Consider the following 18,167-nt stretch of genomic DNA (forward strand, 5'->3'; position numbering starts at 1 on the left):
CCGCCGTCGTGTCAGGAACCGGCCCAGTGTCATGAACAGGCCCGGTGCCGTGTCGCTGCGGCGCACAATGGGACGGCCCCGATGGCCCGTCGTCAGGAGCCCCGTGTCGATCTTCGAGTCGTTAGGCGTCCCGCTGCTCACGGTCGCGGTCACCCTGGGCGGCGGATGGCTCGTGACCACCCGCGTCACGGACCACTGGGACCGGATCAAGAAGAACCGCGACATGGATCTGACCGCGGCGGGGGAATTCCAGCGGCTCTACGGGGAGTTCGTCGCGGTCTGGAAGACCTGGAACGCCCTGACGAGCGGTCACACACCGGTCACCTCGCCCGAACACCCCGGATGGGCCTGCCTGGAGCGGGCCACCGCGGCGGAAGGAGCGATCGAGGCCCTCCTGGCGAAACTGGCCGCCGAGCGCGTGCTGACCGGGGAGGAGGTCGACGTGCTCGGAGGCGTCCGCCAGGCGTTCAAGGCCGTGCGGCGGGCGATCCAGCGGGGCGAGCCGCTCGACTGGTGGTCCTCGGAGATCCAGCCGTACGTGGCGTTCAAGTCCCTCGCCTCGGCCGTGTCCGTCCTGCTGGGCACCGCGCCGAGGTCCAGGCGCCGGCCGACGGCCGTGGTGGCCGCCCACACGTTCAGGGAGATCACCCACAACCGCCACGAGGTCCAGTGGATCGAGACGGCCGAGGGCATCTCCCTGGGAGCCCGTCCGAGTTGACGCCCGTCCGGTCCGCCTCGTCAGGAGATCCACATGACGACGGCGTCTCCGGCCAGGGCCGCCGAGGTCACGAACGTCACCAGGCCGTCGTAGTGCGCCTCCACGTACGCGAGGGCGTCCTCGTCCCGTGTCCAGATCACGTCCGGGTAGACCCCCGCCTCGAACAGCTCCTGGCGGGTCGCCGCACCGGTCAGGGCCGTGGCGGCTATCCCCGCCAGTCCTTCGGCCGCGGTCCGTACCCGTGCCGGCGAGAGATAACGCGGCGGGGCGTATCCCCAGTCCGGGGAGCCCGCCACCTCCTGCTCGCCGAACACCACGTCGACCGCGAAGTCGAGCCGGTCGAGGAGGAACGACATCGCGTGCCACGTCTTGTCGACGTCCAGCCGACGGCCGTCCTCCTCGGCGTCGCCCATGCCCTCGACGAGGCGGAGGCCGAAGGCCGGATCGTCGAGGGTCCGCTGCAGTTGAGCCGGACTCAGACGCGCGTACATCCCGATCATTCCCATGGTGCCGACCGTACGGGAGGGCACTGACACCCGGACGAAAAGCGTTCCGGGCCGGGCCTGTCCGCCGTGCAGGATGTCTCCATGAGTGCTTTCTTCCATCTGCCCGGGGCCCATCGGATCCCGCTCGGCGCGTACCCGCTCTGGGACGAGGCTCTCGTCCTCGTCAACCGGGATCTCGCGGCGACCCTGCCGGACCAGGAGCCCCTGTGCCTGGCGGGACATCCCGGCTGCACCGAGGACGAGGCCGAGTACGTCCACGTCGCCCTGGCCAACGGCGAATCGCAGGGAAGCAGCCTGGATCCGGACTCGGCGGGCGACCCGGCTCACGCCCTGTGGGCCGTCACCGACGCCGCGCAGGAGACGGTCACCGAGCTTCTGTGGCAGGCCTGGCCGCTGTGTGGAGAGCACGACCTCGGCATGCATCCGCGTGAGGCGGACGGGCGGTTGTCCTGGTGGTGCGCGGGTGGGAGGGGACCGGGCGAACCGGCTCATGTCCGTGCGGCCGTGGGCGGGCTCGACACCCTCGTCCGGCCGCGCCGCCCCCACCGCAGGCGTCGACGGAAGAGTTGATCCAGGGGCAAGGGACGGCCCCGCCGTCGTCGGGGCGGACGGCGCCCGGGCGCGCTCCGGTCTCCGGGGTGGTTAGGCCGGCGATCATGACGCCTGCCGCACCCCGTGGTGTGACCACACAGCCCGTCGTCCTCGACGCCCTGGAGCTGACGGCCGACCCGGCTCTGCGGGAGCGGTTCGCGGAATCGGCCCACGGGATCCTGTCGGACCTGGTCCGTGGCGGGGCGGCCCTGGGCTGGGTCGACCCTCCGACGCCGGACGAGGTGACGGAGCTCGTGGGCCACGTCCTCTCCGCCGTGCGGGCGGGCGACGCGGCCCTCCGGGTCGCCTGTCTCGACGGCCGGATCGTCGGTCTGGGGTACTGGGTCCGCTACGCCCGGCCGACCCATCGGCCGCACGCCGACCTGGAGAAGATCGCGGTGGACGCCGGGGCCCAGGGCCTCGGCGTCGGCCGGGCGCTGACCGCCGCCCTCGTCGAAGACGCCCGCCAGGCCGGGATCGAGGTCCTCACCCTCGACGCCCGCGGCGACAACGCCAACGCCCTGCACCTCTACCGGTCGCTGGGCTTCACCGAGTACGGCCGCCTGCCCGACTTCGTCGCCGTCGGCGAACACCGCTACGACAAGGTCTTCTGCATGCTGGACTTCCGCCGAAAGGGCTGACGGGGCCGAGGTCACGGCCGTACGAGGCGGGGCGGCGACGTACTCACCCCGTTTCTGAGTATCGGAGCGGTGTCGTCCCTTCGGGGCCGGCTGATGGAATATGCCGCATGACGACGACGCCCGCTCCCGCCCCGTACCCCTCCGACCCCGCTCCGCGCCGTCGGGGCCGGATCGTGGCCCTGATCGCGGGCGGTGCGGTGCTGGTCCTCCTGCTCGCGGCACTCGCGCAGGGCTGTCAGTCGCTGGCGGGCGGTCCCGTGCTGTCGGAGACGGAGTTCCGGGAGCATCTGCGGCACACCCAGGAGGCGGGCGAGAACGCGGTGCGGCTGCTGGGCATCGACCCGGACTCCGTGGCCGACCACAAGGAGATGTCCGACGCGTCCTGCAAGGACGACCTGGGCATGGACGGCGACGGAGTCAGCCGTGACCAGCCGTCCGTCGCCTGGACACCCGATTTCGCGAGCGACGCCGCGTACACGGCGGCGGTCGGCACCCTCCGGAAGGAGTGGTCCGCACAGGGCCTGACGGTGGAGGACATCCCCGCCCCGGCACCGGGCAGGCCGGGAGCCGGAATGCCGGGGGTCCGGACGACGGACGACCGAGGCATCGAACTGTCGCTGCGCCCCGGCTGGTACGACGGCGAACCGACCCTCACCGCCGACGGAGGCTGCGTACGGCACGAGGGCTACCTGGTGGACTGGGAGTAGCGCGGGGCGAGAGGCCCGATGATCGAGCCCGATCGCACCGCCTCACCCCCTACCGGGGTACGAGCCCCGCTTGGCACCGTGGTGTGACGTGGTGGACGGTGACGCCTCCCTACGGTTCCGGTCGTCGGCAGCGGTCGACGACCACGAGATCGGGGACAGGTCATGTCATTCCTTGCTTCGCGACGCACCCGCAACGAGCCGCCGGCGGCCGGTTCACGGTTCGTCTCCGCGCGCTTCGCGAGCCGGGTCGAGTACGCCGCGGTCCTGCTGCCCGCCGCGTTGGTGACGCTCGGCGCTGTGGCGGCCGGGCGTACGGACAAGGCGCGGGCGTGGTGGGCCCGGGCCGCCGAGCAGGAAGCGGCGGAGCGGTCGTCGCCCCGGAGGCCGGGCGCGTGGCGGCTGACGGCTCACACGCTGCTGTGCGTGCCGCTCGGGCTTCTGGCCCTGATCCCCGTGGGCATCGAGCTCCTGTTCGTCCTGCGCGGTGTGCTCTACCCCCTCGTCGACCACGGCCCGTACGACCACTCCTGGGGCGGCCCGAGCATGCTCGGGGCGTGGGTCGTGCACTTCCTCGTCGGCGTGCCGTTCGCGGCAGCCGGCCTGGGAGCCCTCGCGCTGCTCGGCCGACTCCACTCCCGGATCGCGGGCTGGATGTGGGGCCGCAAGGTGGGCGTGGGCCCCGTGCTCGCCCTGCTGGTCTCGTCGGCCGCGGGCGTCGTGTTCGTCATCGCCTGGGTCCACCAGCTGTGAACCCGGGTCCGGTCCAGCGCGGTCAGTCCTTCACGCGCAGCAGCAGCTTGCCCGTGGAGCCGCGGCCGCCCAGCAGGCGGTGGGCCTCGGCCGCGTCGGCCAGGGGGAACTCTGCGGTGACGGGAAGCGTCACCTCCCCCTCGGAGACCGCGCGCAGGGCGCGCTCGGTCAGGGCGCGCGCGGCGGCGGGGGCCGTCTGGGCGAGTGTCAGTACGGAGAAGCCCGCGACGGCGTGGCCCTGGCCGTACAGTTCGGGCTGGCCGACCTGCCACGGCGCGCCGCCGCCGGCGTTGCCGAAGGACACCAGGCGCCCGAAGGGGGCCAGGGCGTCCAGGCCGCGGCGCAGGGTCTCGCCGCCGACCGGGTCGAGGACGAGGTCGACTCCCCTGCCGCCGGTGGCCTTCCGGACGTCCTCGGCGAAGGTGTCCGGGCGGAAGACCTCGTCGTAGCCGTACTTCAGGGCGTACGCGGCCTTCGCCTCGGTGGAGGCCACGCCGTACACCGCGCCCGCGCCCGCCGCCCGGGCCAGTTGGCCGACGGCCGTGCCGATGCCGCCCGCCGCGCCGTGCACGAGCACGCTCTCGCCCGTACGCAGCCTGCCCACCTCGTGGATGAGGGCGTGCGCGGTCGGCAGGACCGTGGGGAGCGTCGCTGCGGTCCTCAGGTCCAGCCCCTCGGGGAGCGCGAACACGGAGTCGGCCCGGGCGAGGACCACATCGGCGTATCCGCCCCCTCCGACGAGGGCCGCGACCTCCTGGCCGGCCTCGATGCCGTCGACTCCCTCGCCGACCGCCCGGACGTGCCCGGAGACCTCCAGGCCCGGGCGGTAGGGCAGTTCGTCGACGCGGTATCCCTCCGCGCGGGCCTTGACGTCGGCGAAGTTGACTCCCGCCCAGGCGACGTCGATGGCCACCTGTCCCGGTCCCGGCTCGGGAGTCGCGGCCTGGACGGGTCGCAGGACCTCGGGACCGCCGTACTCGTGGAACTCGATCGCGCGCATGGACGAACCACCCTTCAGGAAGCGCTCGGAGAGGGAGCGCAGACGGAGTGTTCAACGAGAAGCGAACACTCGGACTGTATGATGGCCATCGAACATTGGGCAAGCGAATCGGCCGACACGAAGGAGTGAGCGGGATGCCGGAGCAACCTGAGGCCACGGGTCACCGCCCCGCACCCGTGCACACGCACCCCGACGACGTCGCCCTCCTCACCGCGCTCTCCGCGCTCGCCGACCCCGTCCGCATCCAGCTGATCCGCGAACTGGCCTCCCAGCCCGACTGGACGCTCAGCTGTAGCAACTTCGACGTGCCCGTCGGCAGGGCCGCCAAGAGCCACCACTTCACCGTCCTGCGCGGCGCGGGTCTCGTCGAGCAGCGCGATCAGGGGCCGAAGCGCCTCAACCGGCTCCGTCGCGAGGAGTTCGACGCCCGTTTCCCCGGCCTGCTCGACCTCACCCTGCGCGCCGACGACCTGGGCTGAGGCACCCGGGCGCCCGTCACCATCCGCCGTGGAAGAAGGCCAGGAGCGCCGGCCGGGGGTCGGCGGCCGTGGTCGTGTTCGCCACGGCGACGACGATCAGGAACAGCGACGAGAGCACGGAGAGGGCGGCGAACGACCCGAGCGTGCGCCTCGCCCGCCGGTCGGCCGACAGGGTCCGCCTGAAGCACTTCCACGCCGCCACGCCCAGCACGACGAGGACGACCGCCACGGCGGCGGCGATCCAGGCCATCGCCTCGTGGTAGCGGGCGAAGTCGCCGAGCATCACGTCGAGGGCGGGCGAGACGTGGTCACCGGCGGCCAGGCGCTCTCTCACCTGGGCGATCGCGGCGCCGACCTCGCCGTCGGTCCCGCCGGTCGGCAGCATCGGCAGGAGGGAGGCGAAAGGTGCCGTCGCACCCTGGATGTTGGCCATCACCGCCGCCAGCGACAGCAGCGCGAGCGTCGTGGTGAGGACACAGGTCGCCGCGAGCGCGAACCGCCGTCCCGCCCCGAGGCCGCCGGCCCGCACGAAGGCCCTCCAGAGCCGGGCGCCGAGTGCGACCAGCACGATCAGCAGCAGCGCGGCGATCACGCCCTTGGCGACGTGGTAGCGGGACCAGTACGCGACGAGCCTGTCCACGTCCGGTGGGAAACCGCGTTCGCCGGAGCTCCAGTACGCGACGAACGCCTCGCGGAACGCGCGGGCGAGGCCGCCCTCCCCTCCGACGTCGGCTCCCGACGCACTCGCCGCCAGTGTGCGCGGCACGACGACGAAGGCCGCGACCAGGGCCAGAGCGGCGGTGGCGAGCAGAGCGAGGGCCCGCCCCCGGACGGTTGCCGATCGCGACGGGCCCGCGTGGCCCGTCCGATGTGATGCTGCTGTCATGCCGACCACGCTCTCGCACCGGCGCCGCACGGTCAGCGGGGCAGGCAGGAGTCCTCGGGGTGTGGACAGCCCCACCCCGGCGCCCGGAGGCGGGCCGCGGGGTCAGCCGACTCGGTCCGACGCCCGGACCGGGTGGGCCTCCAGGCCGGGCGCGGCGAGCAGCTCGGCGATCAGTTCCTCTGATCCGCCCACGTACGTGCTGACCAGGTCGACGTCACCGCCCACGCACCAGGCGCGGTCCTGCGGCCACCACAGGTCGGGGAGTTCGGCGAACGGGTCCAGGAGTTCGGGAGAGACGGCGTCGGCCAGCGTTCCGGAGAGCAGGACCTCGTCCCGTTCCGGGGTCGGGAAGGTGGGGATCCCGTCCCAGTCCCATCGTCCGTACCCGTCCCACAGGCCGTACCAGCAGCGTTCCGGCGTGCTCGTGTGGCGCGCGAGGACGGGGATCAGGGCACGCGCCACTCCGCCGGGCGTGGGGCCTTCGGCGGGGTGCTCGTCCCACACGCCGGGCAGGCCGTACTCGGCGATGTTCTGGTAGAACGGCTCCGCGCCGATCACCTCGTGCCAGTTCGTGAGCGGCCCGGTCTTCCGGTCGTAGGCGGCGGCGACGGTCTCCCAGCGGACGGGGCGCTCGTCGAGACCGGCGGGGTGCAGCACCCGTGCGTACGCCGGGAAGCCGGGCGCGGCGACGCCGGCGACGGTGCCGAAATCGCCGTGACCGGGGTGCCGCTCGGTGAGCCGGCGCGCCGGCGCGAGGTCCTGGGTCTCGACGCGCAGGCGTCCGTAGAGTGCGGGGCCGGGTTCACTGCCCGATCGGGTCCATCCGTCCATGCGCACAGTCTGCACTGGTCTCCCCGTCGCCCCCTTGGGCCACCACGGTCGTCGATCAGGTCGCGGGCGTCGCGTTGCCGGGCGGGGACGGTCCCCGGGGTTACGGTCGGCGGCATGGTCGGTGATCGTCAGGGGTGGCTCCGGTGTCTGCTCGCCGGGGCCGTGTTCGTCGTGGGGATGACCGGCACCACGCTGCCGACCCCGCTCTACCCGCTCTACCAGGAGAAGTTCGGGTTCTCCGAGCTGACGGTGACCGTCGTGTACGCGGTGTACGCCTTCGGCGTCATCGGCGCGCTGCTCCTCGCGGGCAACGCCTCGGACAGGATCGGCAGACGGCCGACGCTGTTCTGGGGGCTCGGGTTCGCGGCGGCGAGCGCCGTCTGCTTCCTGTCCGCCGACGGACTGGACTGGCTCTACGCGGGCCGGCTGCTCTCCGGACTGTCGGCGGGCCTGTTCACCGGGGCCGCCACGGCGTACGTCATGGACCTCGCCCCGCCCGGTGGCCAGTCCCGGGCGACGCTGGTGGCGACGGCCGCCAACATGGGCGGACTCGGCTGCGGGCCCCTGCTCGCCGGCCTGCTCGCGGAGTACGCGCCCGAGCCGCTGCTGCTGCCGTTCGCCGTACACCTCGCCCTGGTCGCCGTGTCGGCCCTCGTTCTCCTGCGGCTGCCCGAGACCGTGCGGGATCCGCGGCCGCTGAGCTCCGTACGGCCGCAACGGCCCGCCCTGCCCACGCAGGTGCGTCCGGTGTTCGTTCCGGCGGCGATCGCGTCCTTCGCGGGGTTCGCCCTGTTCGGCGTGTTCACCTCGGTCAGTCCCGCGTTCCTCGCCCGGTACCTGCACGTGGACAATCACGCCGTGAGCGGACTGATCGTCTCGCTGGCCTTCTTCGCCTCCACCGCCGGACAGCTCGCCGTCGGCCGTTTCGGCGTGTCCCGGTCCCTGCCGCTCGGCTGTGCCGTCCTCTTCGCCGGGCTGGCCTTCCTCGCGGGGGCGCTCTCCGTGGAGCTGCTCGCGCTCGTGGTCCTCGCGGCCGTCGTGGGCGGCGTCGGCCAGGGCCTCTCCTTCCGTGCGGCGCTGTCCGCCGTCGCCGAGGCCGCGCCGGTGGACCGGCGAGCGGCGGTGATCTCGACCCTGTTCGTGGTCGCGTACACGGGCATCTCGATCCCGGTCATCGGAGTCGGCCTGCTGTCCGGGCCGCTCGGGCTCGAGCAGGCCGGCCTGGTGTTCACCGGCTGCATGCTGGTCCTGGTCACCTCGGCCGCCCTGTACCTGCTGCGACGGCCGGTGCCGACAAGATCCCCGTGACCGTGGTTGCCGGGCGCCGCCCGCAGGCCGTCGCGGCAGGGCCCGCGTATCGTGAGGGCAGTGTCACGGCTGGAACCGCGGCGCACGGGCAGGTGAGGCGTGAACGGACCCGGGATCGACTACCGCGCGGTGTTCCAGGCCCTGCCGGGTGCCGTCGCCCTGCTCACCCCGAGTCTGGTCTACGCCGACGTCAACGAGGCCTACCTGTCGTTGTCCGGCCGGACGCGCGAGCAGCTCATCGGCCGGTATCTCTTCGACGTCTTCCCCGACAACCCCCACGACCCGTCCGCCACCGGCACGCGCAACCTGCGCCTCTCCCTGGAACGGGTCGTGGCCACCGGCGAGCCCGACACCATGGCCATTCAGCGGTACGACGTCGAGTACGCCGACCGTCCCGGACAGTGGCAGGAGCGGTACTGGAGCCCGGTCAACGCCCCCGTCCCGGCCCCCGACGGCACCGTGGCCCTCCTGCTGCACCGCGTCGAGGAGGTCACCGAACTGATCCACGCCCGTGGCGCCCACAGCAACACGGACCGCGCCCGGGCCCTGGAGTCCGAGCTCTACACCCGCGCCAGGGAGCTGCAGGAGGTCAACGAACGGCTCCGTCTGGCCCACGCCCGCGAGCGCGAGGTGGCCCTTCACCTCCAGGAGGCGATGCTGCCCGCGCCGCGTCCCCTCGGACACCATCACGCCGCCGTGCGCTACCGGCCCGCCACCGGGGCGCTCAACGTATGCGGAGACTGGTACGACCTCGTCGACCTGCCCGGCCGTACCGCGGTCGCCGTCGGCGACGTCGTCGGCCACGGCCTGCGCGCCGCCGGTGTCATGGGGCTGCTCCGCAGCGCCCTGTCGGCCGCCTCGCGCGTCGCCGACGGTCCCGCCCGGGCCCTCGAAGTCCTCGACCTGTACTCGCGCGACGTCGCCGGCGCCGAGTCCACCACCGCCGTGTCCGTCGTGGTCGACTGGGACGGTCACGTCCTCACCTACAGCAGCGCCGGCCATCCCCCGCCCGTGCTCTGCCACGCCGACGGGACCGTGGAGTTCCTCGACCAGGCCACCGATCCCCCGCTCGGCGCCAGCCCCGAACCGGCGTCCCGGCCGCAGGCCCGGCTCGCCTTCACCGACGGGGCCGTCCTCGCCCTCTTCACCGACGGCCTCGTGGAACGCCGCCGCGAGGACATCGACACCGGTCTGCACCGGCTCGCCGACGCCCTGGCCCGCCATCGGGCCGCCCCTCCCGAGGCCCTGGCCGACACCCTCCTCGACGAGCTCACCCCGCCCACCGGCATCACCGATGACACGGCCCTGATCCTCCTCCGCCTCTGACCCGTCACGATCAGCGGAACCACGGGGCGCCGAACCACGTCCCTCCCCCCGTCCACAAGATCATGAACCTGGTCGGAGTGATCGAGCATGACGGAGACAGCCGCCCGCTACCTGTACCTGGCGCGGCACGGTGAAGCGACCGAGGACGAGAGCGCGTTGACGGACGGCGGCCGCCGCCAGGCGGCCCTGCTCGGCGAGCGGCTCCGGAAGGCGCCGCTCACGGCGATCCACCACGGGCCGCTGGCCCGCGCCGAGGAGACGGCCCGGCTGGTCGGCGAGCAGCTCGACGGGGTTCCGCTGCGCATGTCGGCGCCCGCCGGCGACTACATCCCGTACACGCCTCTGCGCGAGGAGCTGCCGGTACGGTCGGCGGACGCCATGCTCGGGTTCCTGGCCCAGTTCCCGGCGGAGGAGCGTGAACAGGGCCCCGCGCTCGCCGCGGAGGCACTCGCGCGGTTCACCGGTCCCGTCGACGGCGCCCAGCCGCGCCACGAGCTCGTCGTGACGCACAACTTCCTCCTCGCCTGGCTGGTCCGCGAGGCCCTCGAAGCCCCGAAGGCTCGCTGGATGGGCATCAACCACGCCAACGCCGCGCTGACCGTCATCCGCTACACGCCCGACCGCGCCCCCGCCGTCCTCTTCCTCAACGACCAGGGCCATCTCCCCGCCGAGCTGCGCTGGACCGGCTTCCCTCCCGAGTTCCGCATCTGACGCGGTGACGGCCTCCCGCGAGCGGGTAGGGGGAGTCGGGGAGCCGCGCCCCGGAGCCGCCCCGTCCGCATCGCGGACACCTTGAGCCCTTGATCGGGGCCGCCGCAGTCACCATGATCATCAAGACGAGAACGCAAACCGAAAGGTGCTGAACCCATCATGCGAGTCAAGGCCTTCGATCACCTCGTGCTCAACGTGACCGATGTCGACAAGTCCCTGGAGTTCTACACCGGCGCCCTGGGCCTCGCGCCCGAGCGGGTCGAGGAGTGGCGGGCCGGCAAGGTGTCGTTCCCGTCCGTACGCATAGACGAGAACACCGTCATCGACCTGTTCTCCCGTCCGCGGGGCGAGTCCAACGTCGACCACATCTGCCTGGTCGTGGACCCGCTGGACTGGCAGGAGGTCATCGACTCCGGCCGGTTCGACGTCCTGGAGGGCCCGGTCCCGCGCTGGGGCGCACGCGGCTCCGCCCAGTCGGTCTACGTGAAGGACCCCGACGGCAACACGGTCGAACTGCGCTGGTACCCGCAGGACGTCGAGGCCTGAGCAGGGATCCCGGGACAGACGGCTCAGCCGCCCGCTAACCTACCGGCGAGTAGCAGGTGGGCGTCGGGCCCACGGGGTGCGAGGGGAGCGGACCATGGATCGGCAGTGGAGCCTGGAGGAGAGCACGGTCGTCGACGCGCCGCCGGAGGCCGTCTACCGGCTGGTGTCGGACCTGCGGAACATGGGGCGGTGGAGCCCGGAGTGCCGGTCCGTGTGGGTGCTGCGTCCTCCGGCGCGCACCGGCACCCGGTTCGTCGGGTTCAACCGCCGCGGGCCGTTCCTCTGGCCGACCCAGGGCCGTGTGACCCGGATGAGCCAGGACAGCGAGTTCGTCTTCGACGTCAGCGTCATCGGCCTCCCGATCGCCCGCTGGGGCTACCGGTTCGAGGCGGAGGGCTCGGGGACGCGGCTCACCGAGTTCTGGCAGGACCTGCGGACCGACGGGTACCGGGCCAGGGTCGCCGACTTCCTGGGCACGGTCTTCGCCGGTTCGAACCCCGCCCGTCGGATCGCGCTCAACCGGGCCGGGATGCGCACCACCCTGGAGCGCATCGCGCGCACCGCGACGACCGGGGTCTGAGGGCTCAGGTGCCCCGGTGGGCCGTACGCGGCTCCACCGGGGTCCGGTAGAGGACGCACCGGCGGAGCGGCCCCTCGGGAACGCTGGGGTCCTCGAAGTCGTCCGCCGGGTTCCGGGTCATGCCGATCCTGCGCATCACCGCCTGGGAGCGGAGGTTGTCCACGGTCGTCGAGGCCAGGATCTCCGGCAGCCCGAGGACCTCGAAGCCGAAGGCCAGACAGGCCCGGGCGGCCTCGGTGGCGTATCCGTCGCCCCAGGCGGAACGCGTCAGGCGCCAGCCGACGTCGACTCCCGAGAAGGGCATGCCCTCGCCGATCACGTCCAGGCCGGCGCGGCCGAGGAACGCGCCGGTCGCCCGTTCTTCGAGCGCCCACCACCCGAAGCCCCGCTCCTCGAAGTCGGACCTCATGGCGGCCACGGTGGCATCGCTCTCCTCCCGTGTCAGCAAGTCCCCAGGTACTGCCGGATTTCGGGATCGGCGTTCATCGCCGCCCAGGGTTCGAGGTCGGACTCCCGCCACCGGCGCAGCAGCAGTCGATCGGTTCGCAGCTCTGGCATGCCGCCGACCCAACCCGATCGGAGTCGGGGTGTCGATGGATCATGCGGCTGCTGATGTACTTCTCGCCGTACCCGCCGTCCAAGGAGCGCACGTGGAAGACCCGAACCGGCAGCACACCCCGATCCGCGCGAACGGACCCGCGCAGTGAGCCCGCAGGCCCGGGCGGCGAGCCCGCGCTCCTCCTCGCAGGTGTCCCTGCCGTCCTGGGCGACCTGGTGGCAGCGGCCGTTCCCCGACGCCAACACGCTTCTGCTCCACGGCAGGCAACCGGCCCTGGTCGACACCGGGTTCGTCGGCCACGCCGAGGAGACCGCCGCATGGGCCCGTGCCCGGGCCGGGAGGATCGGCCTGGTCGTCAACACCCACTGGCACTCGGACCACGTCGGCGGCAACGCGCTCCTCCAGGCCGGCGGCGCGGCCGTCGCCGCCGGTGCCCCGGAGGCCGAGGCGATCTCCCGTCGTGACCCCGGGTGTTGCGCGGCCGAGTACCTGGACCAGCCGGTCGCCCCGTACACCGTGGACATGCCGCTCGACGACGGGCAGGTCCTCCGACTCGGCGACACCGACTGGGAGGTCGTCCGCACCCCCGGTCACACGCCCGGGCATCTGGCTCTGTGGCAGCCGGAGGAGCGGCTGCTCGTGGTCGGCGACGCGCTGTCGGACTACGACGTCGGCTGGGTCAACCTCGCCCTCGACGGGCCCGGCGCGGCGGCCACCGCGCTCGCCTCCCTCCAGCGGATGGCCGACCTCGAACCGCGTCTGGTCCTCCCCTCCCACGGTCCGGTCCCGGCCGACACCGGGGCCGCCTTCGCCGCCGCCCTGCGCCGGGGGCGGCGGCTCGTCGACGACCCGGACGGGGCCGTCTGGTACGGCGTCCGCCGGATCTTCGCGTTCGCGCTGATGATCCGAGACGGAATTCCGGCCGATGAGGTCGAGCCGTACCTCCACGCGCGCGCGTGGCTGACCGACGCGGCACGGCTCCTGCGCCTCACGCCCGAGGCGCTCGCGACCGAGCTGGTGACGTCCATGCTCTCCGGCGGCGGGATCGTCCTGCGCGACGGGCGGCTGCACGCGGCGGCCGGCCACACCCCCGTGGCGGCCGACGCGCTGCGCGTGCCCTACCCGCGCGCGTGGCCGGCCGCCGAGCCACGCTGACCCGCGGGGGTCAGGGGGTGTCCTCGCACGTCGGGTCGTCGATCGCGCTCACGGTGTACGGGGGCCGGCCAGGCGGCTCGTCGAGCTGGCTGTCGACCACGTAGAGGCGGCAGCCGTGTCTCGCCAGGGTGGTCGGCAGGTCGAAGGGTCCGTCCGTGAGGCGGTGGGTCACCGTGCCCGTCCGCAGCTCCTCGTCGAGCCGGGCGATGTAGACGCCCTGCGGGGCACCGTAGTTGAGCACGGCGTACAGCATCCGGCCGTGCAGCACCATGCCGTCGGGGCCGAAGGACTGGTCGCCGAGGTCGAGCCGACTGACGTCCTTGTCCGCAGTGCCGATCCGCCAGACGGACTCGGTGCCGTTCGAAGCCACCAGGAGGGTCGTGCCGGTGTCGTCGGCCACGATGCCGTTCAACAGCCAGTACTGCGCGGGGAACTGCGGGAAGGCGGAACGGATGTCGAGCCAGGGTTCGAGCGGGCCGAGGGTCGAGCCCCGGATCTCCGCCCGGTGGATGACGGGGTTGGCCCAGTCGGTCACGTACACCGCGTCCTTGGTCACGACCAGGTCGTTGAGGTGGGGCGCGCCGAGCGGTCCCCCGCGTGCCGTACGGGTGGCGAGGAGCCGTCCGTGGCGGTCGTGGACGGTCAGGCTCGCGCCGCCCACGGACAGGACGCGGCCGCGCCGGTCGGTGTGCACGCCCAGGGTGCTGGGGCGGTCCTCCAAGCCGCGCGCGGGAAACGGCGTCAGGTCCGGCTCGTCGATGCGGCCGCGGTACAGGGTGCCCCGGCCGTCCGAGGAGACGTACAGGGTGCCGTCCGGGGTGACGGTGATCCCTTCGGGCAGGACGCCGGGCTCGCGGGAGACGACGTAGGTGTCGGGCAGGTCCCGTGCGGTGGCGGGGCCGGGCGCGCCGGCGAGGGTCGTGAGCAGGACCGCGGCGGTGAGGCACGCGGTTCGGGCGGGGATACGGCGCATCGGCGCGACCTCCGGCGGGGTGTCGACTGGTGAGGCGGACAACGGAAGCGTGCGGTGTCCTCGCGGAGAACGCACTGCCTTTCATCCCTGGGTGAAAGGGTCCGCCGGGCGGATAATCGGTCGGCATGATCCGTCTTCATTTCACTGCCGCCGATCTGCGCCGGATCACTCTCGCCCCGGCGGCCGACGCGCTGTCGGAAGCAGCCCTGAGCGTGCGTCTGGGTCTGTCGCTCGACCGCGCTCGTGAGGGCCGCGGCCGTGGCGCCGGGCGGCTGCACCGTCCGCGGCCCGCCGCCCGGCAGTGGCACCACTCCCTGCGGGGAGACCCGAGCGCCCGGGCCGGTGTCCTCGCCGAGTTGGTCGCCGATGACGGTTTCGTACCGGACTTCCTGCTGCAGCCGTCGGTCCACGGCTTCGCCGACGCGCTCGACGCGGTGGCGTCGACGCCTTCGGAGCGGCTGGCGCTCGATCTCGGGATCCCTGAGGTCTCCGGATGGAACGGCGGTCTGGCCCGGCCCGGCCGGTGGGCCCACGAGCTGGCCCAGGGGTCCCCGACCGCGGCCCGGGTGCTGCTCGACGACACCCGCCGCTACTTCGAGACGTCGGTGGAACCGCTCTGGCCACGGATCCGCCGCGACGCCCTCGCCGATCGCGCGCTGCGGTCGGAGATGCTCCTCCGCGGCGGTGTCGACGGCCTGTTGACCACGCTCGGCACGACCTGGCGCTGGCAGGCGCCGACGCTGCACCTGCCCTCGGAGGCGGCGTACGACGTCCCGCTGTGCGGGCGCGGACTGCTGCTGGTTCCCTCGTGGTTCGCGACGGGTCCCCTGCTGATGTACCGCCCCGAGGCGGCGACGGTCCTCGTCTATCCCCTGTACGACGCCGGCGACGGGGCCTCCGGTGGCGCCGACGACCGGCCGGAGGCCCTCGCGGCGCTGCTCGGTCGCACCCGGGCCCGGGTCCTCGCCCTCCTGCGCTCCCCCGCCACCACGACGGCCCTCGCCGAACGCGCCTCCGTCTCCCTCGCAGCCGCCAGCCAGCACGCGGGGGTCCTGCGGGGCGCGGGCCTGGTCGACACCGTCCGCACCGGGACGGCGGTGCTGCACAGCCTCACGCCCCTCGGACACTCGCTGCTGGCCGGAACGCCCCTGTGACCTACAACCCGCGCGTGCGGGACCGCTCCTGCCGCCGGGCGTTGAGGATCTGGCCCAGCGCCAGCACGCTCAGGCCGAACATCAGGACGCCCAGGGGGACATGCAGGGCGGGCTTGTGGGCGACGCCAAGCACCACCTGCACCGAGGCGAGGACGAGGAAGCCGGTCGAGTACAGGATGGGGCGCGGCGAGCCGCCGCCCGGCTTCCAGGCGAGGATCGCCGCCAGCACGTACAGCATGGTGGCTCCGTACATCACGCGCGCCCCGACGCTGTGCAGCACCTCGCCCTGCGACGAGGTCAGGAGGAGGCCGGCGGTGGAGGCCTGGAAGAAGAGGGTCAGGGTCTGGAGGGCGATCGAGACCTGCAGGAAGGTGCGGCTGCTCGTGCCCTGAACTGCCGTGGTCTGTGCGGTGGTGGCCATCACTCGGTCCTCTTCTTCTGCCTCGCGGCGGTGGCTCGGTACTCTCTCGAACAGTCCGACGACGCAGGCCCGCGAAATGTGAGGTGTCGGAGGAACGAGATCCACATCACACCGACGAGAACCGCTGAAGCAGGGAGCCGGCACGATCATGAGCGCCTCCGACGAGCCGGGCCACGACAGGACCGAACCGGAGCTCGGCGTCGTCGTCGGTGAGCGGCGCCGGCTGATCAACCTCGGCTACCGGATGCTCGGTTCGCTCGCCGAGGCGGAGGACGCGGTCCAGGAGGCGTACGCCCGCTGGTACGCCCTGACGCCCCGTCAGCGGGAGGCCGTCGAGTCGCCGGGGGCCTGGCTGACGACGGTGGCCGGCCGGGTCTGCCTGGACATGCTGGGCTCGGCGCGGGCCCGCCGCGAGCGCTATGTCGGGGCGTGGATACCGGAGCCGCTCCCCGACCGTACGGAGTGGGCCGGACCGGGCGCGGACGACGGGCTGTCCGGGGCGGCCGACCCCGCCGACCGGATCGCTCTGGACGAATCGGTGAACATGGCGTTCCTCGTCGTGCTGGAGTCGATGACGCCGGCCGAACGCGTGGCGTTCATCCTGCACGACGTCTTCAAGTACCCCTTCGCCGAGGTCGCCGAGATCGTCGGCCGGTCCCCCGCGGCCTGTCGGCAGCTGGCCTCCTCGGCCCGCCGACGGATCCGCGCCGAGGGCAGGCCGGCGGCGCGGCAGTCCGGACAGGCCGCTCTGGTACGGGACTTCAAGGAGGCGTGGGAGGCCAAGGACATCAAGGCCCTCGTCGGCCTCCTCGCCCCCGACGCCACGATGACGGCCGACGGCGGCGGCCTGGTCGGCGCCGCGCTGCGGCCCGTCGAGGGCAGTGCGCTCATCGCCCAGTACGTCGTCCACATCGCCGACAAGGCCCCCGGGCTCACGCTTCTGGAGCGCACGGTGAACGGCATGCCTGGTCTGGTCGCCCGGAAGGACGGCGTCACCGTGACGGTGGCGGCCTTCGAACTCGCCGACGGCCGCATCAGCCGCATCTGGGCGGTCCGGAACCCGGAGAAGCTCCGTGCGTGGACGGACGCCGGTCCGCTCACTCAGAGGGCGGCAGCTGTTCACGCACCCATGCAGGGTCGGGATTGACGTACGCGCTGCCCGCGACGAAGACCGTCGGCACGGTCTCGTTGCCGCCGTTCGCCGCCCTCACCACCGCCGCGCCGGCCGGGTCCCGCCAGATGTCGACCCAGTACAACCGACCGGCGCGACGGCCCAGTCGGAGGCGCAGGCGCAGACAGAACTTGCAGCCCGCCCGCCAGTAGACGATCGGACGGCCGTCGGCCTCGCTGAGACGCTGCGCCTCCAGCGCACCCGTCGGCCTCGGGAAGACCAGGGGCGAGTGCGCGGCGGCGAGCACGACGAACAACAGCAGGAGCGCCGAGGCTCCCAGAGTGTTCCCGTCGGAGAACATCCCCGCCGCGACGAGCGATCCGCAGAGCACGAACAACAACGGCAGCAACCAAGCACGCATCATGGTGAAGCAGGCTACCGAGCCTTCGCCCTGAGCAGGGCAGCGATCGCGTCGAAGCCACGGCGCTCCGCGTGCCGCAGGGGTGTGACGCCGTCCGCGTCCGCGAGGTCCGGGTCGGCGCCGGCGGCGAGGAGGAGCTCCACGACCTCCTGGTGCGGGCGGCCGCCGTCACCGAGGATCACGGCCTCCAGGAGAGCCGTCCAGCCGAGGTCGTTGACGTGGTCGACGTGGATGTCGGTCTCGCGCAGCACCGCTCGTACGTACGCGACGTGGCCGTGTTCGCTCGCGGGGATCAGCGAGATCCCGCCGAAGCGGTTGCACAGGGTCGTGTCCGGGCCGGCCGGCAGCAGCGTACGCATCATGTCGACGCTGCCGGTGACGCCGGTGACCAGCCACGCGCTGTCGTGCCGGCGGTCCTGGGCGTTCGGGTCGGCGCCGGCCTCGACGAGGACCCTGGCGGCTGCCACGTGGCTGCCGAGCGAGGCGAGGAGCAGCGGGGAGCGCAGCTCCTCGTCCCGGGTCTCCACCGCGGCGCCCGCCTCCAGAGCCGCCCGGACGGCGTCGGCGTCGCCCCGGCGGGCGGCTGCGAGGAGTCGGCTGTTGTGGTCGTCCATCGCGGTCCTCCATGTGAGTCACGAGAAGACCGGCGGCACCCGGACGGGGGGCCGGGTACCGCCGGAGTCTGCGGGGGGGGGGTCACTTCGCGAGGGAGGCGACGCCGGCCTGGGCGAACTTCTCGTCGAGGTCGCCGGACGGGGCGCCGGCGACGCCGATGCCCGCGATCGGGGCGCCC

Annotated in this window: 22 protein-coding genes and 2 pseudogenes; 14 read left to right on the plus strand and 10 right to left on the minus strand. The window is 73.0% G+C overall.

Features of this window, described 5'->3' with window-relative positions:
* The first annotated feature begins 103 nt into the window (after positions 1-103).
* Positions 104-718 carry a hypothetical protein gene (locus tag ACFYX3_RS35835; protein ID WP_389022906.1) on the plus strand — a complete coding sequence of 205 codons (615 nt, stop codon included), beginning with the start codon at positions 104-106 and terminating at the stop codon, positions 716-718.
* Positions 719-738: 20 nt separating this feature from the next.
* Here the strand turns inward: ACFYX3_RS35835 and ACFYX3_RS35840 are convergent, their stop codons facing one another.
* On the minus strand, positions 739-1,224 hold the full coding sequence (locus ACFYX3_RS35840) for a YfbM family protein (protein WP_389022909.1): 486 nt from the start codon (positions 1,222-1,224) through the stop codon (positions 739-741).
* Positions 1,225-1,305: 81 nt separating this feature from the next.
* Here ACFYX3_RS35840 and ACFYX3_RS35845 point away from each other — a divergent pair, with 81 nt between their 5' ends.
* The 4 genes from ACFYX3_RS35845 to ACFYX3_RS35860 all read left to right on the plus strand — a co-directional run bounded on the left by ACFYX3_RS35845 (position 1,306) and on the right by ACFYX3_RS35860 (position 3,913).
* Positions 1,306-1,794 carry a hypothetical protein gene (locus ACFYX3_RS35845; protein WP_389022912.1) on the plus strand — a complete coding sequence of 163 codons (489 nt, stop codon included), beginning with the start codon at positions 1,306-1,308 and terminating at the stop codon, positions 1,792-1,794.
* Between the two features lie 86 nt (positions 1,795-1,880).
* Positions 1,881-2,456, plus strand: coding sequence for a GNAT family N-acetyltransferase (locus ACFYX3_RS35850; RefSeq protein ID WP_389022915.1), 576 nt, complete (start codon positions 1,881-1,883; stop codon positions 2,454-2,456).
* A gap of 107 nt (positions 2,457-2,563) precedes the next feature.
* Complete coding sequence (locus ACFYX3_RS35855) at positions 2,564-3,163, plus strand: hypothetical protein (protein WP_389022919.1); 600 nt, start codon at positions 2,564-2,566, stop codon at positions 3,161-3,163.
* 162 nt (positions 3,164-3,325) lie between these two features.
* Positions 3,326-3,913, plus strand: a complete 588-nt coding sequence (locus ACFYX3_RS35860; RefSeq protein ID WP_389022922.1) for a hypothetical protein — start codon at positions 3,326-3,328, stop codon at positions 3,911-3,913.
* Between the two features lie 22 nt (positions 3,914-3,935).
* On the opposite strand, the gene ACFYX3_RS35865 is transcribed toward ACFYX3_RS35860, so the two are convergent.
* Positions 3,936-4,913, minus strand: a complete 978-nt coding sequence (locus tag ACFYX3_RS35865; RefSeq protein WP_389022925.1) for a zinc-binding alcohol dehydrogenase family protein — start codon at positions 4,911-4,913, stop codon at positions 3,936-3,938.
* A 134-nt stretch (positions 4,914-5,047) separates the two neighbouring features.
* On the opposite strand from ACFYX3_RS35865, the gene ACFYX3_RS35870 reads away from it, so the two are divergent.
* Positions 5,048-5,392 carry a helix-turn-helix transcriptional regulator gene (locus ACFYX3_RS35870; RefSeq protein WP_116164447.1) on the plus strand — a complete coding sequence of 115 codons (345 nt, stop codon included), beginning with the start codon at positions 5,048-5,050 and terminating at the stop codon, positions 5,390-5,392.
* A gap of 16 nt (positions 5,393-5,408) precedes the next feature.
* Here ACFYX3_RS35870 and ACFYX3_RS35875 read toward each other — a convergent pair whose 3' ends face one another.
* Together ACFYX3_RS35875 and ACFYX3_RS35880 are read right to left on the minus strand one after the other, a co-directional pair.
* Positions 5,409-6,278, minus strand: coding sequence for a hypothetical protein (locus ACFYX3_RS35875; RefSeq protein ID WP_389022929.1), 870 nt, complete (start codon positions 6,276-6,278; stop codon positions 5,409-5,411).
* Between the two features lie 102 nt (positions 6,279-6,380).
* Positions 6,381-7,109: a hypothetical protein gene (locus ACFYX3_RS35880; protein WP_389022932.1), complete on the minus strand. Its 729-nt coding sequence runs from the start codon at positions 7,107-7,109 to the stop codon at positions 6,381-6,383.
* Positions 7,110-7,223: 114 nt separating this feature from the next.
* Here ACFYX3_RS35880 and ACFYX3_RS35885 point away from each other — a divergent pair, with 114 nt between their 5' ends.
* The 5 genes from ACFYX3_RS35885 to ACFYX3_RS35905 all read left to right on the plus strand — a co-directional run bounded on the left by ACFYX3_RS35885 (position 7,224) and on the right by ACFYX3_RS35905 (position 11,580).
* Positions 7,224-8,417, plus strand: a complete 1,194-nt coding sequence (locus ACFYX3_RS35885) for an MFS transporter (RefSeq protein ID WP_389022935.1) — start codon at positions 7,224-7,226, stop codon at positions 8,415-8,417.
* Between the two features lie 99 nt (positions 8,418-8,516).
* The gene (locus ACFYX3_RS35890; RefSeq protein ID WP_389022939.1) at positions 8,517-9,743 is read left to right on the plus strand and encodes a PP2C family protein-serine/threonine phosphatase; all 1,227 of its coding nucleotides are present in this window, start codon (positions 8,517-8,519) and stop codon (positions 9,741-9,743) included.
* Positions 9,744-9,830: 87 nt separating this feature from the next.
* Positions 9,831-10,454, plus strand: a complete 624-nt coding sequence (locus tag ACFYX3_RS35895) for a histidine phosphatase family protein (RefSeq protein WP_389022942.1) — start codon at positions 9,831-9,833, stop codon at positions 10,452-10,454.
* Between the two features lie 159 nt (positions 10,455-10,613).
* Entirely contained in the window at positions 10,614-11,000 is a 387-nt protein-coding gene (locus ACFYX3_RS35900; RefSeq protein ID WP_116164435.1) for a VOC family protein, read from the plus strand.
* Between the two features lie 94 nt (positions 11,001-11,094).
* Positions 11,095-11,580, plus strand: coding sequence for an SRPBCC family protein (locus tag ACFYX3_RS35905; RefSeq protein WP_389022945.1), 486 nt, complete (start codon positions 11,095-11,097; stop codon positions 11,578-11,580).
* A 4-nt stretch (positions 11,581-11,584) separates the two neighbouring features.
* On the opposite strand, the pseudogene ACFYX3_RS35910 reads toward ACFYX3_RS35905, so the two are convergent.
* A pseudogene (locus ACFYX3_RS35910) lies at positions 11,585-12,138 on the minus strand (GNAT family N-acetyltransferase).
* A 145-nt stretch (positions 12,139-12,283) separates the two neighbouring features.
* Here ACFYX3_RS35910 and ACFYX3_RS35915 point away from each other — a divergent pair.
* On the plus strand, positions 12,284-13,294 hold the full coding sequence (locus ACFYX3_RS35915) for an MBL fold metallo-hydrolase (RefSeq protein WP_389022948.1): 1,011 nt from the start codon (positions 12,284-12,286) through the stop codon (positions 13,292-13,294).
* A 10-nt stretch (positions 13,295-13,304) separates the two neighbouring features.
* Here ACFYX3_RS35915 and ACFYX3_RS35920 read toward each other — a convergent pair whose 3' ends face one another.
* Positions 13,305-14,267, minus strand: coding sequence for a hypothetical protein (locus tag ACFYX3_RS35920; protein WP_389022951.1), 963 nt, complete (start codon positions 14,265-14,267; stop codon positions 13,305-13,307).
* Positions 14,268-14,392: 125 nt separating this feature from the next.
* Here ACFYX3_RS35920 and ACFYX3_RS35925 point away from each other — a divergent pair, with 125 nt between their 5' ends.
* Positions 14,393-15,421: an ArsR/SmtB family transcription factor gene (locus tag ACFYX3_RS35925; RefSeq protein WP_389022954.1), complete on the plus strand. Its 1,029-nt coding sequence runs from the start codon at positions 14,393-14,395 to the stop codon at positions 15,419-15,421.
* 1 nt (position 15,422) lies between these two features.
* On the opposite strand, the gene ACFYX3_RS35930 is transcribed toward ACFYX3_RS35925, so the two are convergent.
* Complete coding sequence (locus tag ACFYX3_RS35930) at positions 15,423-15,842, minus strand: hypothetical protein (RefSeq protein ID WP_382654056.1); 420 nt, start codon at positions 15,840-15,842, stop codon at positions 15,423-15,425.
* 148 nt (positions 15,843-15,990) lie between these two features.
* Here ACFYX3_RS35930 and sigJ point away from each other — a divergent pair, with 148 nt between their 5' ends.
* Positions 15,991-16,989, plus strand: a complete 999-nt coding sequence (gene sigJ / locus ACFYX3_RS35935) for an RNA polymerase sigma factor SigJ (RefSeq protein WP_389022958.1) — start codon at positions 15,991-15,993, stop codon at positions 16,987-16,989.
* Here sigJ and ACFYX3_RS35940 read toward each other — a convergent pair.
* The 3 genes and pseudogenes from ACFYX3_RS35940 to ACFYX3_RS35950 form a co-directional block, all read right to left on the minus strand.
* Positions 16,940-17,377, minus strand: a complete 438-nt coding sequence (locus tag ACFYX3_RS35940) for a glutaredoxin domain-containing protein (RefSeq protein ID WP_389022961.1) — start codon at positions 17,375-17,377, stop codon at positions 16,940-16,942. The two genes, sigJ and ACFYX3_RS35940, sit on opposite strands and share 50 nt — an antisense overlap.
* A gap of 11 nt (positions 17,378-17,388) precedes the next feature.
* Complete coding sequence (locus tag ACFYX3_RS35945; protein ID WP_389022964.1) at positions 17,389-17,988, minus strand: ankyrin repeat domain-containing protein; 600 nt, start codon at positions 17,986-17,988, stop codon at positions 17,389-17,391.
* Positions 17,989-18,070: 82 nt separating this feature from the next.
* Positions 18,071-18,167 (minus strand): annotated as a pseudogene (locus ACFYX3_RS35950) (heme-binding protein); the annotation flags it as partial.

Origin of the sequence: Streptomyces sp. NPDC002463 (assembly GCF_042889835.1) — a bacterium.
In the GTDB taxonomy this organism is placed as follows: Bacteria; Actinomycetota; Actinomycetes; order Streptomycetales; family Streptomycetaceae; genus Streptomyces; species Streptomyces nymphaeiformis.